Annotated in this window: 7 protein-coding genes; 3 read left to right on the top strand and 4 right to left on the bottom strand. The window is 64.4% G+C overall.

From position 1 onward, the window contains the following. Positions 1 to 759 precede the first annotated feature (759 nt). The 3 genes from BWR02_RS20335 to BWR02_RS20325 all read left to right on the top strand — a co-directional run bounded on the left by BWR02_RS20335 (position 760) and on the right by BWR02_RS20325 (position 5,368). Positions 760 to 2,310: a choice-of-anchor tandem repeat GloVer-containing protein gene (locus BWR02_RS20335; RefSeq protein WP_139559741.1), complete on the top strand. Its 1,551-nt coding sequence runs from the start codon at positions 760 to 762 to the stop codon at positions 2,308 to 2,310. A gap of 524 nt (positions 2,311 to 2,834) precedes the next feature. Further along, positions 2,835 to 4,043, top strand: a complete 1,209-nt coding sequence (locus BWR02_RS20330) for a cytochrome P450 (protein WP_139559740.1) — start codon at positions 2,835 to 2,837, stop codon at positions 4,041 to 4,043. Between the two features lie 335 nt (positions 4,044 to 4,378). Then, on the top strand, positions 4,379 to 5,368 hold the full coding sequence (locus tag BWR02_RS20325; RefSeq protein ID WP_139559739.1) for a sigma-54 interaction domain-containing protein: 990 nt from the start codon (positions 4,379 to 4,381) through the stop codon (positions 5,366 to 5,368). A 43-nt stretch (positions 5,369 to 5,411) separates the two neighbouring features. Here BWR02_RS20325 and BWR02_RS20320 read toward each other — a convergent pair whose 3' ends face one another. From BWR02_RS20320 to BWR02_RS20305, 4 genes are all read right to left on the bottom strand, one after another. Further along, positions 5,412 to 6,743 carry an eCIS core domain-containing protein gene (locus BWR02_RS20320; RefSeq protein ID WP_139559738.1) on the bottom strand — a complete coding sequence of 444 codons (1,332 nt, stop codon included), beginning with the start codon at positions 6,741 to 6,743 and terminating at the stop codon, positions 5,412 to 5,414. 2 nt (positions 6,744 to 6,745) lie between these two features. Continuing rightward, complete coding sequence (locus BWR02_RS20315) at positions 6,746 to 7,720, bottom strand: hypothetical protein (RefSeq protein WP_139559737.1); 975 nt, start codon at positions 7,718 to 7,720, stop codon at positions 6,746 to 6,748. Beyond that, a complete protein-coding gene (locus BWR02_RS20310; RefSeq protein WP_139559736.1) occupies positions 7,717 to 13,482 on the bottom strand; it encodes a phage tail family protein in 5,766 nt (1,921 codons plus the stop codon). Before BWR02_RS20310 ends, BWR02_RS20315 begins: the two co-directional genes overlap by 4 nt. Before the next feature lie 113 nt (positions 13,483 to 13,595). Then, entirely contained in the window at positions 13,596 to 15,566 is a 1,971-nt protein-coding gene (locus BWR02_RS20305; protein WP_139559735.1) for an AAA family ATPase, read from the bottom strand. Positions 15,567 to 15,652: the final 86 nt, after the last annotated feature.

Here is a 15,652-nt window from a genome sequence, read left to right as displayed (position 1 = left end):
AGACCTTCTTCAGCGCCTGCTCTTTGAAGCCCTCGGAATACGTTGCTTTCATCATGCTCATGATCCTCTAATCTCCTTTCACTCGGAACATTAGAGGCGACAACTATTCTGACGCCGGGGGACATACCCGCTACCTTCGCAAGCTTGCGAGACGTATAACTAGGTGGGATGTATTCGCGCGATGGTCGCGAGAGATGGGGATATTCGGGGTGAAGGCCGATCTACAAGTCGGGTTTATTATTTAAACCAAGACCTGGTATCAGAAGGGGTGGGGCGGGGGGTTAGGAACCATGTGCGGTAGTGCTGCTCGCACGGATCTGACTGGGGGCAGGGCGTAACTCCCGTCCCGACCGCAACCCTCGATTTTTGGCTGGTCCGGGTTAGCAGCTTTTGTCGCCCGAGCACAAGATCTTCTGCTAACTTTCTTCACAAGTTTACCTGCCGGGGCTCCGCGGACCCGTTGCATGGATTGAGCCCAACCAGACGAGTGAAAGGCATTCAAGAGCCTTGTGCTCGGCCTGATCATCAGCGTCTCGTTCGTTGGTCGACGGCCAAGGGGCGGCGAAACCCCTCGTGAGAAGGCCCCGCCTAGGGACGCCTTCACCGACGAGCGACGACCCGTTGCCGGGGACGAATGGGCCGGCCAGGCCACTCGAGGAGCGCAGAATCGATGACGAGAATGACCGTCACGATGGCCTGCCCCAGGATTTCGGGGGCGTCGGATGCCCTTCAAATAACCTTACCCGTCAGGAGATCACGATGGACGCTTTCACAATGATCCCGACAGCAAATTCGCTGCGTCATGCCATAACGGCCGGCATGGTTCTATCCGGTACCGTATGTTGGGCTCCGCCAGTAACCGCTGATCCGCCGCCTATCGTCTATTCCGTTGCCCACAGTTTCTCGCAAACCGATGGCGCCTACCCCAGCGCGACGGGGCTGCTGGCCCAGGGACGCAATGGCAATGTGTATGGAACCACTCCAGACGGCGGCCAACATGGCTGCGGGACAGCCTTCCGGCTAAGCCCGAATCGAACCGTTTTCAAGAAGATTTACGACTTTCCGCCGAAGCTCTGCCATCCCCAGGGGGGCCTGACCTTAGGCGCCGACGGTTTGTTGTATGGAACCAGTCAGGGCACAGGGAAGGGTCAGGCAGCAATCTTCAAGCTGTCGTCGACCGGCAAGCCGCACACGTTGCGGTTGCTGTCACCGGCTGAGGGCGCGAAGCCGGAGAGCCCTCCCATCCAAGGAGCCAATGGCCTATTTTACGGGGTAATGTCGTCGGGTGGCTCGAGTAACGACGGTACCTTGTATCAGATAGGACCCAAGGGTGGCAGCTTCAAGGTATTGCACAACTTCCAGCCTACCGATGGGACCAATCCGATGGGACCGCTAGCGATCGGCCTGGACGGCAAGTTGTACGGCACGGCGACCTTCGGCGGGCCAACGACTGAAGGACCGAACCCGTACGGCACCTTTTTCAGCTTTGACCCGAAGATCGGACTGACGGTTTTGCACACCTTTCAGTTTGATCACATGAATCCCCGCAACGAAAGCGCGAAGCCTAACGGTCCGCTGACCCGAGATTATCAAGGGGCATTCTGGGGCACCACGTACGGCTACTATGCTAGTGGGGGTCCCGGGTTTGATTACGGCTCTGCCTTCTATGTCAAGCTCACGCCGCCGGTATCGGTCCAGATACGAGTCTTCGACGACCTGACGACCATGAACCCAACGGCTGGTTTGACATTAGTCCCAGCGTTAGAAGGCTTTGTGGGTGCCGGTAGTCAACAAGCCGCTCACGCAGGTTCGCTCTACTTGTTTCATCTCTCGAATGACTTTCCATATGCCAACATCGAATATTTACTTGGTTTCGGTAAGCCAGCCGAAGGTGCGACGCCGGAATCGACACTCCTGCTGCACACCAATGGGAACCTGTTCGGCACGACCGTGCATGGTGGCAATACGGCGACCGCCACGCAACCGTCGTCGGGCTACGGCGTCATCTACAAACTGACGCCGACTTCACCGGCTCCACAAGCGACGGTCTTCGCGGTGCCGCAGGCCGGTAGCGTGGGCCAAACGATCGGGTTGCTCGGGCAAGGATTTACCGACGCCACCGGCAAGTCACTGGTCACCGACGTAGCCTTCGGGTCGGTGCACGCGGATCCGTCAAGCATTCAGGCATCAGCCAGCACCTTCCTCACGGTGACCGTCCCCGCCGGTAGCGCGACCGGCCATATCGTGGTCACTCTGTCCGGCGGGACAGCCCTGCAAACGGCGCTCCCGTTCCCAGTGGTATCCCGTTGAGGTCAGATAACCGGAGCACACTACCTCCGCTTCCGGAACCCTTTCGCGGGTGAGCCGCACATGACCGGTTTGGGCGCCGCGCCCTTTACCGGAGGCGGGGGGCGCGGGAAGCGCTCCTCGTCTTCGCAGCGCTTTGTCGCTTGCAAAAACGTCCCGCCATCGTGGCCTTATTCACCCACCATCCCGATTTCCGATACGCACTGGGATGGCGTTACTGTGTTTACGAGCAGTAAGGTTTGCGCTCAAGCTCGATACAGAGGTCCGAGGGATTTGACCCGAGGCCTGGATGCCCGCTTCGGCGGGAACGCTGATCTCGATGGTTGCGGAAACAAAACGCTAAAGGTTGTGCGAATGACCAGCCGAAGGTTCTGGAAATGACGGATGCGAAGACTTGGTTCGATTGCCTTCGAACAAAGACCTTATCATGGAGGCGTTCAGGGGCAATTCATGAATTGCCCCTGTGGTGGAAGAAGCCGCGCAGCAGCAGGAAACAAGACTTCCGCAAAACGGTGCAATGACCAAATATGAGCTTCCAACCCATCGATCTCGCCAACCCCGACTTCCTCGCCGATCCATATCCGACCTATGCGCGGCTGCGGGATATGGGGCCGCTGTTGCCGATGGCGCCAGGGGTCTGGCTGGTCACGCGCCATGGGGTCGCCGATACCGTCCTGCGCAATCCAGGGCTCGGCCGCGATTTCGCCGCCAGTGCGGTACGTCGTTATGGGCCGCACATCATGGACGAGCCGGCGTTCCGCATGGTCGGGCGCTTCCTGCTGCTGATGAACCCGCCCGAGCATACCCGGTTGCGGACGCTTCTGAGCAAGGCCTTCGGCGTCAAGCAAGCCGCGGAACTGCGGCGTCTGGCGATGACCGAGGCGGAGCGCTTGCTGGCCAAACTGAAGGGACGGGGGACGGCCGACCTCGTCAGCGCCTTCAACTACCCGTTCCCGATCGCCGTGATCTGTGCGCTGATGAATCTCAGCCAGGCGGATCGTCCGCTGTTCGAGCGGGAGACGCGGGCGCTGGTCAAGGTGCTGGAGATCACGCCCTTGAACCCCGAGGAACTCGCCGCGGCGAACCGCGCCGCCGAGCTGTTCGAGGACTATTTCCGTCATCTGCTTGCGGCGCGGCGGCGGGCGCCGGGAGCCGATCTGATCTCGCTGTTGCTGCGGGCCGAGGAGGGGACCGATCGTCTCAGCGAAGACGAGATCATCGCGAACATTACCCTGCTGTTCCTGGCCGGGCATGAGACCACGGCCAACATGCTCGGCAATGCCTTGTGGAGTCTGTTTCGCCATCCGGCCGAGCTGGCGCCGGTCCGGGCTGATCCGGAACTGATTGGCGCGGCCGTCGACGAGAGCCTGCGCTACGAGCCGTCGGTCCACATCGCGGCGCGTACGGCGTTCCGGGACCTGTCGGTCGAGGGAATCGCCGTGCCGGCGGGCGGACTAATTTATGTGAACCTCGGGGCGGCGAACCGCGACGCGTCGGTCTATGCCGAGCCCGATCGCTTCCGGCTCGATCGGCCGTCGTCCGAGCCGAAGGCACTGGCTTTTGGCGGAGGCATCCACTACTGTCTCGGTGCCCGGCTCGCGCGCATCGAGCTGGAATGCGGATTGGCGACGATCTTGCTTGGATTGCCGGGCTTGCGTCCGGAGAATCCGGACGGCCTGCGCTGGAAGCCGACGCTGACGATCCGGGGGCTGGAGACCCTGCCAGTAAGCTGGTAACCCGCTCGGCTGCGCTCCCGCACCCGGCAGTGCCCGATCGCCCTGCGTCCAGCGCATTCGGGCGCGTCGAGTCAAGCGTCTGGCGACCCCCTTACTACGTAACTCTACGTATCGACCATGGCCTAGGCCCGCGGCTAAACTGCCGCCTGTCCCGAGTCCGGCCGGGTGCAGAAGGCGTGTCGTCCGGCCGCAGGTGAGAGCATGGGATCGGGTCGCAGGAGGTGCGATGTCATCGGCGCAGGAGTTGCCGCCGGTGTCTCGCAGCGAGTCAATAGCCGTTGTTGTGGAGCCCGGCCGGCATCGCCGTGCGGCGTAGGGCTCCCGGGGGGAACAGCGTGGAGATCTTCGAAGAGCTCAACCTGATCGGCGAGGCGCCCGCGTTTCGCGAGGCATTGTCGTTGATCGCTCGGTATGCCGATTGCCCGGCGACCGTCCTTATTTCCGGCGAGACGGGCACCGGCAAGGAACTCGCGGCACGCGCGATTCATTATTTGGGTCCCCGGCGCAACCGCCCCTTCATTCCGATCAACTGCGGCGCCTTGCCGGATTCGCTGGTCGAAAACGAGCTGTTCGGGCATTCGAAGGGGGCCTTCACCGACGGCCGCGAAAGCACCCGCGGACTGGTCGGCGACGCCGAGGGAGGCACGCTGTTCCTGGATGAGGTGGAAGCCCTTTCGTCCAAGGCGCAAGTCTCGCTGTTGCGGTTTCTGCAGGACGGTTTCTTCCGGCCCCTGGGCGCACGCCAGCCCATCAAGGCCGACGTGCGGGTCATTGCGGCAACCAATCTCGAACTGGGTGAAATCGTGGCGACGGGCGAATTTCGCAGCGACCTGATGTATCGACTGCAGGTGGCCACCGTGCGCATGCCGACCTTGCGCGAGCGGCGCGAGGACATCCCGCGGCTCGCCGCCCACTTTCTGCAGCGCTTTTCCCGGCAGTACGGTGCCGGCACCAAGATGCTCGCCGAGGCCTGCGTGCCGCGTTTGACGACCTATGGATGGCCCGGCAACGTGCGCGAGCTGGAAAACGTCATGCACCGCAGCTTCATCCTCAGCGATACCCACCTGGTGCGGGTACGGCCCGAGTTCGGGTCGAGCCCATCCGCTGGCAGCACCCTCGAGGCGGCCTGCAGCGTCTGTTACGATCTCGGCTTCCGGCGGGCGAAGGAGCGCGTCATCGAGGAATTCGAGCGGAGCTTCGTCCGCTGGGCCCTGTCGGAGAGTCGCGGCAACGTATCGGAGGCGGCCCGGCGCTGCGACAAGGAGCGCCGCACCTTCGGCCGGCTGATCAAGAAGTACGGGATAGACCGGCTGGAGTATCTGTAGGGCGGGGGCCCCCGGCGATCAAGTTCCCGCCACCGTTAACGGATCAGGGCGACGGTGGTCTGGGCTTCAGCGACGCGGAAAACCGCTCGAGACGGGCGAGATCCGCGCGCCGTTGATCGAGTTCCCGGCGCATGTCGATAGCCAGTGCCTCGATGCGGGCGCTTTCCCGCGCGTTGGCCCCGACAGGATCGGCCTCTTCGCGCAGCCGACGAGCCCACATTGCTCGTTGTTCTTCAAGGAACTCGCAATACGCAACCATGCGCTCGACCCGCTTCCGCAATTCCGGCAGGCGGAAAGCCAGCCACCGGGTGACCTCCAGGCGCACCTGATTCTGCAAGGACTTCAACTTGACGACGTAGGCTGGTTCGGTCGCATAGCCGGAGGAATGCAGCGCATCGACGAATCCTTCGAACGACTTTCCATTCTTTAGGGCGTTCCAAACGCCGGTACGGTGCTCTTTGAGCAACTCCAAGTGATGCGCCGTGGATCGCGCCGGACTGTCGTAGCCGAAGGTGGGGCTGGATGCAGTGACCCACTGGCCGTCGATGAACTCCTTTTGTGGGAGGTTGTAGATGGAAATGCCGGGGCGCTCCTGCCCCGGTACGACGGTCTTTTTATGGGTGACAGGATCTGTCGTAACGCGAGCGTGCTCGTTGAACAGGCGATTGTGATGTTTCGACGGCAGGTAGTAGTTGACCGATTTGTCCTTGTTGACCGAGAGCGGCGATTGTTCGCCGTATGACTGGATAAGGAGCCACAAGGCATGATCCGGAGGCAACTCGCCGTTCTGCTCGACCGCTTCCAGCACGCCGGGTATCACTTCATCGAAGTAATCGGTGTACAACGGAGGTTGCAACGCCGCCGCCTGCGCTGCGGTGACGGGTTTTGCAGGACCGCCGCTGCCGGCTGGCTGGCACTGTGATACACCGCGGGGTGCGGCCGAAACCTGTGGTCGCTCCCCACGTTGCCACCGTTCGCTCTCGCGGTCCGCTTCGAACTCCAGGTTCTCCAGGTCGGTGTCACTGGCAAAGGGTACACCACCATTCTGTTGTAGCACGTGTGTTAGTTCGTGCAAAAGCAGGTGCCGGCCGGCCTCGGTATCCAGTTCGCCGGCGCCCTGCCGAAAGTAGATATCCTGCCCGGAGGTCAGTGCCACGGCATCGTGCTTTCGGGTTCGCTCGTCCGCCGGGCCGTCTGCGTGCAGCCGAACCTGCGACAGGTCGACACCGCTCGCCTCCTCCAGGGCCTGCCGCACAGTCTCCGGCAAGGGGAGGTGGGAGCCGCGCAGGTAACGCGGCTGTCCAGCCGGGACTCGTTCCGGCTTGGCGGATAAGGAGTTGCGCTCAATAGAGGAACGAGAGTGTATGAATCGCATGGTCACGCTCCTCGCCGGGCCGCGCGGCGGACACGGTCATGCTCGGCTCGGACCGCATCGAAGGCCGCTGGGCCCCAGGCCAACCGGTAAGCCTGCAGTACGGGTTCCACCCATGTCTGCGCTACTGGCTCCCCGAGTAAATCGGCGAGCGTCACCCAGGCGGTCGCCAGAGTTCGATAGCAGGTCGCGCGATCGCCTTGCGTCTCCGCGGCACGGGCCAGTGCTACCGTTGCCCCAAAGTACGTGACCGGTGCGATGGCAGTCAGTGCCGCGTCTCGAGCCCGTTGGGCTTCAATCCGAGCCAGATTGTAATCACCCTCTGCCAGCGCGCATTCCGCCACGGTACGCCAGCACTCTGCCCGTAGGGCGGGATCGGTCGCTGCCGCGAGTTGGACCCGGGGCCGGTGAACGGCCAAGCGTGCCCGCTCAATATTGCCCACTGATTGGGCCAGCTGCGCCTGCTCGACGTCGATCCAGGCTGCATCCGCTTCCTGCTGGGTACCGCGCTGCAACTCAGCAGCGGCATCGAGCATGGCCCACGCATCGTCCTGAGCATGCGAGTAGGCCAGGGCCGCTGCAAGCCTTCGCATGACGGTGGCGCATGCCCATGCGGGCAGCCTCAGCGTCTCCGCCTCGAGCAAGGCGACTCGCCATGCGGCGGCTGCTTTGGCATGGTCGCCTGCTGCCATCAAGGCTTCGGCCGTTTCGGCCTGTGCCGCGAAGCGGGCCTGGGGTGAAGTCGGATCGCGCTGGGCGATGCGTTGTGCCGCTGCCAGCGCCTCATCCAGCGACCCCGCAGCGCGGAACAGCGCGGCTGCCATCTGTTCGCAATGGACTGCCCGTCGGGGGTCATGCCGTGCCTCCGCCATGGTCGCTGCCTTGCGCAGCAGCTGCGCGGCAGCCTGCCAGTCTCCGCGCACAAGCGCGTTTTGTGCTCTCTGCTCCGTTTTGGTCAGAGTGGGGTCGCCTTGATTCATGGGGTTCCGTTGGTCTCCTCACGTGGCTGCCAGCCCTGCGCGATCATGGCCGCGCGAGTCTGCGCCATGGCATCGGCTCGTGCCTGACGATGCGCTTGCGCCCAAGTTTGCCATTGTGCCGAAAGGTCGACGATCTCGGTACGCGTTTGATCGGCTTGGCCATCCAGTTGTGCCCCTGTCTGCGCCGCCTGAGCTTCACGTTGCCGCGAGTCACTGACGCGCGCCCCGTTGCGGGCCGCGATGGCTTCACCGCTGCGTTGAGCGTCGGCGAGCTGGCCTTGGGATGCAGCCGCCGCACTGCTGGTTTCCGACAGCCTTCCGGCGTTTTCCTCGATCACGTCTTCGCGCTCGGGCTGCGCGGACTCCTGCTCGCCAACGGCGTTATCAACACCGTTCAGAGCATCGAGGAAGTTCTGACCGTCGGTATTCATCTTTAGAATGCCGCGCTTCGCACCGCGCAACACGTCAGGGCTATCCGGCAGCGCATGCGCCAGATAGGTGAAAGCGGTAAAGGCCTCCAGCGGCGTCTTGATCACGGCTAGGCCCGCCGAACGGTTCGCGTAGTCTCCAAGCGCCGAGGTGACGTTGCCCTCTTCGGTTTGCTGGCGCTGGTTGGCGGTCGTGCGCTGCGCAACGGCTTGCTCGTGGGCTTCGGTGGCGGTAATGGTTTCCCCCGTTCGCATATTCAGTGCCGAGAGCGACGCGCTGTTGGCTTCGTGGTGTTCGGCATCGCGACACATCATCCCTTCGAGCGATTCAGCCTGAGCTCGGGCGCGAAGGATGGCCAGCAGCCGGTTTTGCATGTCCGCGATATCCTGGCGTGTGCCGTTGCCCGGCGGCGGCGGATAGGCCGGGTTTACGGGCTCGACTATGGGTTGGGCGCCGCGCTCCATACCGGCGTTGAAATCTTCGGCGCGGCGCGCGACGCCAGCGCCCACTTCATGGCCGATGTATGCTCCAACTGGCCCGCCGGCGACCGCACCGAGCACCGTGCCTGCGGTGCTACCGCGCGCGATGCGTGACTCGCGCGTGCCGCTTCCGAAATAGGCGCTGTGGAGGGCACGTGAAGCGGGTGCCGCGGTATCGAGGTAAGTACTGGCAGCGTAGCGGACGCCGCCAGCGAAGACTGCTGATCTACTGGTCGCACTGGCACGCGGCGCAGCCCGCGCCGCAACGGATGATGCCGCTGTAATGGCTCCGGTATCAGCGCCGGTTTTGATAGAAGTCGTTGCCAGGTCGTGTGGTGGCGTCTCAGGGCGGCGAGTTCCAGCCGTAGCAGCCGAAACCGCAGCGATGCCGGGCGGGTGCACGGTCACCGGATTGCTGAGGGAGGGCGTTGCAGTCGCCGTGCTTGGGCGCACCGAGGGGACGCCGGGCCCGGTGTCCGTGATGGGCCGTGGCGTCGGGACACCGCCAGGAATACCGGGCACTTCGCCGATACCGGCAGGACCCCGATACCGTCCCCCTGCCGGGAAGTGGGCGGGTCCGATGTCGGGACTGGTCATCGACACCCAGCGTCCGTCCGGAAGCAGGTAACGGGTGGTCTTGCTGGTGTTGATCTGGACTGTCGCGTTAAAACGCGAGTACGCATGCGGATCTTTGGCTGCCAGCGTCGGGCTGGGGTTGGCGGAATGCAATCGGACCTCTAACGGCAGCGGTTGACCCGCCTTCGATGATGCGGGTCCGTATTGCGGCACGGCCGTTGTGAGGACGCGAGCTGGATCGTCGGGAAGCACACTCCCGACCGTTCTCGGCGAACCGGAGCTGCCACGCCCGCCGCCCCTTTCTCCGGGGCCGATGTTCGCGGCATCGGCAACCCGAACATGGTGCACACCGGAGAATTCCATATTTTCGTGATACTGGATCTTGGTCTGATCGGCCCCGGTGCGGATACGAACGTCTTGGAGGCCGTGGGATGGTGGTCCCCCTGGCGACGTATCGGGCCCCGCCGGCAGTTCGAAAAAAGTATCGGAAGTCGCCGCGATTCGGCCACTGGCATCCGGGCTTAGCGTGTCGATAACGGTGTCGATTTCCAGGCCGCTGAGGTCATCGAACCCTGGGCGAAGTGACTCTGCGACGATTAGGCCGCCCGGGCTTGGGCGGCGCTGGCTCAGCCTGGGTTCGGGCAGTGTGGCATTTGGGTCTATTACAGGGCGTGGAGCACCCGTGCCCCCAACCTCGGCTACGACAGGCGCTGTGCCCTGTGCGGCGCTTCTACCAGGGCTCGCGGCTGGGCTGCCGGGCGTGTCCAGATTAATGATGATGCTCGGCAACTGGTCCTGTGGCCGAAAGTGTGATGCCGGTCTGGGCGCTGCAGGAGCGATCTGGGTCTCCGCGCCCCGCAGCGATCCGGTCCACACAAAAACGGTGTCGCCATCCGGTGCACGGCGTCGGCGGGCCTGTGCATCGAGCAGCAATTGCCAGCGCTGGTCGGGTGTCAGGGCAGGATCGAGAAGCGCGGCACGGATGCTGGCCTGAAACTCTTCGTGCCAGTTCGGATCGGTGACCCCGGGTCGGTGATCCGGCGGCCGCACCTGGCCAGCCAACTCTGCGTCACGATGACCGAGGGCTTCGTGTGCCAACACGGCCTGTGGTTCCAGCGCCGCGTTAGCGGGGTTCGCCAATCCCGCTGGCCGCTCGCTGGCAGGTAGCGGATTCACATCGGGGCCGATGGTGATATAGCCGTCGGCTGGTGTCGCGCCGGGATGAAAGGCCGTGTACTCTCCGGGCCGGATGCGGTCAAGGGGCACCCCGAACTGCTCGGACAGAACGCGGGCATGCGCCTCGAATTCCGCGCGTGTCAGGGGGCGAGTGCTACGGGTCGGCTGGGCTGCTGGTGCGCGAGGTCGTTCCTCAACCGGGCGTGGGCCCACGTCCGTAGCCGACGGTTGAACCAATTCGGGGGCCGAGTTGCCACGCGGCGTAACGGTGTCCGGGGGCACCAATACCGCCTGCTCCCCTACGGTGGGTCCGCCGCGCCGATCGCGTGCGATTGCATCCATCACTTCAGCACCGCTAGCGGGTCTCGGCTCTCCTGTCACTGGGTCCTTAACGGTCCACACGGCGGGCTTGCCGGGTGCGCCCGAGGTGCTGGCGGACGGTGTGGGGAATGCCGCATCCAACTCGCGATCCAGTGCAGCCATGTCCAGGGGGGTGTCGGGCGTGACCGGACGCCCCTCGGCGCGCTCAAGTCCGGCCAAGGCCTCATTCACCTCGCCAAGCCGGTATTGTTCACCCGCCCGCCCGAGTTGGTCGACCCACCCGCGGTCCACGGCTGCTTCGGGATACCCTGCCGCGATGCGTGCTTCGCGACTCGGTCCAACGATATCCGTCGAGATGTGTCCCGATCCTCCTCCCGAGCGAAGATTATTGATTTGCGGGACGTCGGCGTTCGGGCCATGGAACGTCACTTCGGTGTGCGGCAGAGCCGGTCGTGTCGGCGTTGCTGCACCCGTTTCGGCCAATACGGTAGCCACCGTCGCCTGATCGATCGGACGCAAGGCGCCCGCTGGCGCCTGCGCCCCAGGCGGACCCTGCGTGACGTCCCGCAACTTAGCCTGCGCGATGACGTGATCCCGTTGAACGTTGGTGCCGACGGTGCCGCGATCTGGAACCGGATCGTTGTACAGCCAGTTTTCCCCTACAGCGGGTTGGTCCGGCACGAAGGCTTCCGCCGGATTGCGTGTTTCTCCCGGCCTCAAGGGCGGTCCGGGGTCAACCAGCCTGTGGCCGGGCGGCGGCACATCCACTTCGGGGGGTACCCAACCTTGGGGGTGATAGTCGGGAGGAACGGCCCCGCCCGTGGTGACTCCGGTGTCAACAATTCGGCGAGGAGACGCGCCAGGGGCTTCCGCCGCCGGCACGGTCGGCGCGTGCGGCTTGGCGGCTGGTATCGTTGGTGTGTGGGGGGCGACCGCCGGCAGGGTTGGTGCATGTGGATCGACACCTGGCAGAGTGGGCGCGTGTGGATCAACCACGGGCTGTGATGGAGGTGGTGGGAGTTCCGTTGGTGCGTAGGGGCTGGGGCCGGGCTGGTAGTCGGGCAACTCGAGGCCATGATCAGGCAATGGCCCGATCTCAGGCACTCGAGGCGGCCTGGGAATCTCGGGTATTCCACCGGGGCCATCGGGGAGCGGCGTCGGGGCATGCGGGTCCACCGGCGGTAGGGTTGGCGCGTTCGGATCGATGAGCGGCAGAGTAGGGGTGCTCGACGTCGATGCCCGGCCTTCCACGGGCGGTGGTGCTTCTGCGGTCGCGTCGGTGATGCGGCGCGGTGTACCGGTCGGTTCCGGTGGCGGCACCGCGGGCCTGTCCGCACGGGTGGGGATACCCTCCGGTGCGGGAGGGGGATCGGCAGTAATGCTTGGGCCATCACCCGTTGCGGGCCTTGGAGGCTCGACGTCGGCCACGCGGGGTGGCGGTTCATGCAAGCCCAAGCGGCGCGCGCCGGCGCCGGTCAACCCTGCCCCTGTCAGGCCCCCTGCCATGCCGCCAATGAACCCCGCACTGGCCCCGGCAGCTTCGCCGATGCGGGCGCCCTGAGCCTCGACATCGGTCGGGTCGGCCTGGCTAGTGAAGGTATGCAGCGCACGGAACAAAGTGACCAGCCGCTGCAGCACGAGGGCGTTGATACCGTCTAGCACCATCGTGGCGATGCCGATGGCGCCGGCGATGGTCGAAAGCGTGGCAGCCAATGGGGAGGCTACGCCGACTGTCAGGACGGTGATGACCCACATCGCGATGGAGATTGCGCCGATTACTCCGGCGATCACATTCAGTACCGCCGTTGCAATGCCGATGATCTCGGAGATTGCGGCGATACTGTTCGCCAACTGCTCGTAGATCGAGCCCCCTTCGCCGAAACGGCCGATCGTCTCACCGGTCCGCCCCCAGTCGCGCGTTGCGAGATCGATGACCGAGAAGACACCCCCGACGACCGCGCCGATGCCCGGCAGGGGAAAACTGCGCGCCAGTGCCGGTCCTGCAAGGCGGCCGACAAGCCTGGCGGCGGCGATCTCGACAGCCTGTGTGCCGGCCCCGATCGCCGCTCCCATCATGGCGCCATGGCCAAAGCCTCCGAGTGCACCCGAGCCGGCGCGATCGAGGATAAATGCAGCACGGTCGGCACTGCCCGCCGTGCCAACTCGCTCTGCTGAGGCGCCCCAACGCTGATGTTCCGCCAGTTCCGTATCGATCAGCGAAATGTCACCTGTCGCCAGAACGGCAAGGGGATCGTCGGCAGCCGTGCTCATGCCGCCTTCACCCGCGGCACCCGGCATTGCGGCGGGCCCACTGCCCGCTTCGTCGCCAGTCGCCCCGTCGGCAACATCGGACCCCTCGGCCTCGTTGTCTATGTTGCCTTCCTCTGCTGCATCTCCTGCGCCCGCAGCGGCCTCACTGTCGATCGGCTCAAGTCGGTCCTCGGTGTGCTCTTCATCGTCGTCTTCGTTGCCATCCCCCCTCTTGATGGCAGCGCGTGGGTGAGCCCATGTGATTTCTTCCTCCTCCCTTGCTCCCCTGCTGTCGGTGTCGCTGAGCGGTCGGCCGGAATGCGTCGCCGCCTCGGATATCTCCGCCGCCGGCTCGCTGAAGAGTGCATCCTCCTGCTCGCAAATCAGTTCGTTAACGCGCGCTTCGGCGCTCGCCAGGGCCAGCGTATCGTGTGCCCTATCCCCAGCCTCTGGTTCAGCGTGCGAGGCGCTACTGATCGCGGCTGACATCGGCAATCCGGCGACCGTCCCCGTCCCAAGATAGCGTGGCATTCCCTCGGAATCAGGATGAGCCGATGCTGCCCGGTCTCTGTCCAGGCCAGCCTCGGCCTCCGGGGCACGCCGTCGGCGTGGGCTCGCTGCCGCGGGGTCGGTTCGCGCGCGGCTCACGCCCATGCCGGGGCCTCGCGTGGTCCGAGGCCTCCCGGCGTCTGCTTGCCCAGCTTGCGGTATTCAGCGGCGACGGCCTCCAGAAGGTCGTTGTATTGAATGGGACGTTGAGCAGCACGCGCGGCCACTGCCGCAGACAGGACGATGTTACGCACGTGTCCGCCGGACAGCTCGCAATTGGCCGCGAGGCGATTGAGAGTACGGGCATCGAGTTCGTGTCCGCTTCCCAGGTGGGCCAGCCAGAGCCTGCGCCGTTCTTCGGGCGTCGGCAGCGGGAACTCGAGGACCGCATCAAGGCGTCGCGAAAAGGCGGAATCAAAGCGTGATCGGCTATTGCTGGTCAGCAGCGCGATACCTTCGAACGATTCGATCCGCTGCAACAGATAGTTCGTCTGTTGATTCGCAAACCGGTCGTTGGACTCCTTGACGTCGGTGCGTTTACCGAAGAGCGAATCGGCTTCGTCGAACAATAGGATCACTTCCATGTGTTCGGCACGAGCGAACAATTGGGCGAGATTCTTCTCTGTTTCGCCTATGTACTTGCTGGTGGTCGCGGCAACATCCACACGATACAGGGGGAGACCGAGCTCCGATGCCAGCCAACCTGCCGCCAATGTCTTGCCGGTACCAGAGGCGCCTACGAACAGGGCTCTGACGCCTGGCTTGTAGCGCGTGCGCGCGGATGGACCGAGGGGGTCAGCCAATCCTTCGCGTGACAGGCAGCGCTGGCGCAACGCCAGCAGCTCGGTGCGCAGCAGAGGGGGCAAGACGAGCGCCTCGTCGCCTATGGCATCCGGTAATAGCTCTGCAAGTCTGCCGAGGTCGCAGGCCAGGCCTTGTCGAGCGGCATGCACGACGTGTTCACGGGCGATGCCATCGGCACCGGTGAGGCGCGCGTGATGACTGGCCGCTCGACCGATCAGATTGATGTTGGAGGCTCCGCACCGGAAATCACGGCCAAGCGTTTCGGCGAGGGTCTGATCGTCCACGTGTTCCCGCCATAGCAGAACGCGCTCCTGCGGTGCTGGAAGGCCGACCCGCCAGCTGCCTACGGGATCGCCATCGAGGACAAAACTACCTTCAGGGCCGGCCGCGACCAGCAGCGGCCCTTCGTAGCCGTACAGCTTCGGCAGTACCTGGGATTCGCCGGGTGCCAGTTCCGAGCAGATCACGGGCACCGCGCCCGTCAGCCAGGCCCAAGGCCCCATGCCGGTTGGCAACTCCCCGTCTACGAACACGGCTGTGCCGCCGAGGTCGTTGGCCATCAATGCGCAGGCTGCGCGCGCTTCGCGTGGCTGGCCACTGCGAACCACCAAAGCGCGTGAATGCGTCAGTGCGTGCGCTTGCCGCGCTGCCTCGACCCGCATCGACTCAGCGAGGGGTGGCAAGGCGCCGTCGGCGACTCTCACGTTTGGCCAGCCATGAATGTGGCGTAGCGGGCGTTGGCGCTCACCGAGGGCCAGGACGATCGGCACGGGTACCTGGATACAGGTCTCAGGCAGTGGACGGGTGTCGCTGTCGAGTCGCAGTAAGCCACAGGCTTGTGCCTCGCCCTCGCAGATTTCTTCGATCGGATCAGTGAGCCCGAAGCACGGTGCCAGGCTGCTGATCAGACCGAGTGACGGGCGCGAGCTTGCGACCGGGGCCTGCAACCATGCCAGTACACGCCCCGGCAGTGCCTCCCGTTCCACCGCTAAGGCCAGGCTAACGGCGATGATTTCGGACAAACCTAGACGGAAGTGCGCGGCCAGTCCGAGGATGCGTTCGTCCTGAACGGTGGGGTTCTGCAAACGCTGAGTCAGAGCTGCGACCGGATTTCCATGGCAGAGCTCGAAACACTGCTTGAGCCAGGCGCCTTCGCTGCCCGTCTCCCCGGCCGTTGGGGCCAGTGCAGCCAGGAACAGTTCATGCAGGGCTGGTGATGTCGCACTGGCACGTGGTCGCGGGCAATTCGTTCTTGTGCTCATCACGACTCCGGTGCGTTCAGCACGCCGGGGACGCTGGCCCCAAGAACTGCGGGCGGACCATCAGCAGCAACTGGGGGGAGATGGCG

Origin of the sequence: Methylotetracoccus oryzae (assembly GCF_006175985.1) — a bacterium.
Classification (GTDB): Bacteria; Pseudomonadota; Gammaproteobacteria; order Methylococcales; family Methylococcaceae; genus Methylotetracoccus; species Methylotetracoccus oryzae.
Note: the sequence above shows the minus strand (reverse complement) of the source record. Positions and strands in the feature narration are given on the sequence as shown.

Excerpts from the sequence above, each read along its gene's own strand:
- BWR02_RS20335 (WP_139559741.1), top strand. The coding sequence starts at position 760 with ATGGACGCTTTCACAATGATCCCGACAGCAAATTCGCTGCGTCATGCC.
- BWR02_RS20330 (WP_139559740.1), top strand. The coding sequence starts at position 2,835 with ATGAGCTTCCAACCCATCGATCTCGCCAACCCCGACTTCCTCGCCGAT.
- BWR02_RS20320 (WP_139559738.1), bottom strand. The coding sequence starts at position 6,743 with ATGCGATTCATACACTCTCGTTCCTCTATTGAGCGCAACTCCTTATCC.
- BWR02_RS20315 (WP_139559737.1), bottom strand. The coding sequence starts at position 7,720 with ATGAATCAAGGCGACCCCACTCTGACCAAAACGGAGCAGAGAGCACAA.
- BWR02_RS20310 (WP_139559736.1), bottom strand. The coding sequence starts at position 13,482 with ATGCCACGCTATCTTGGGACGGGGACGGTCGCCGGATTGCCGATGTCA.
- BWR02_RS20305 (WP_139559735.1), bottom strand. The coding sequence starts at position 15,566 with ATGAGCACAAGAACGAATTGCCCGCGACCACGTGCCAGTGCGACATCA.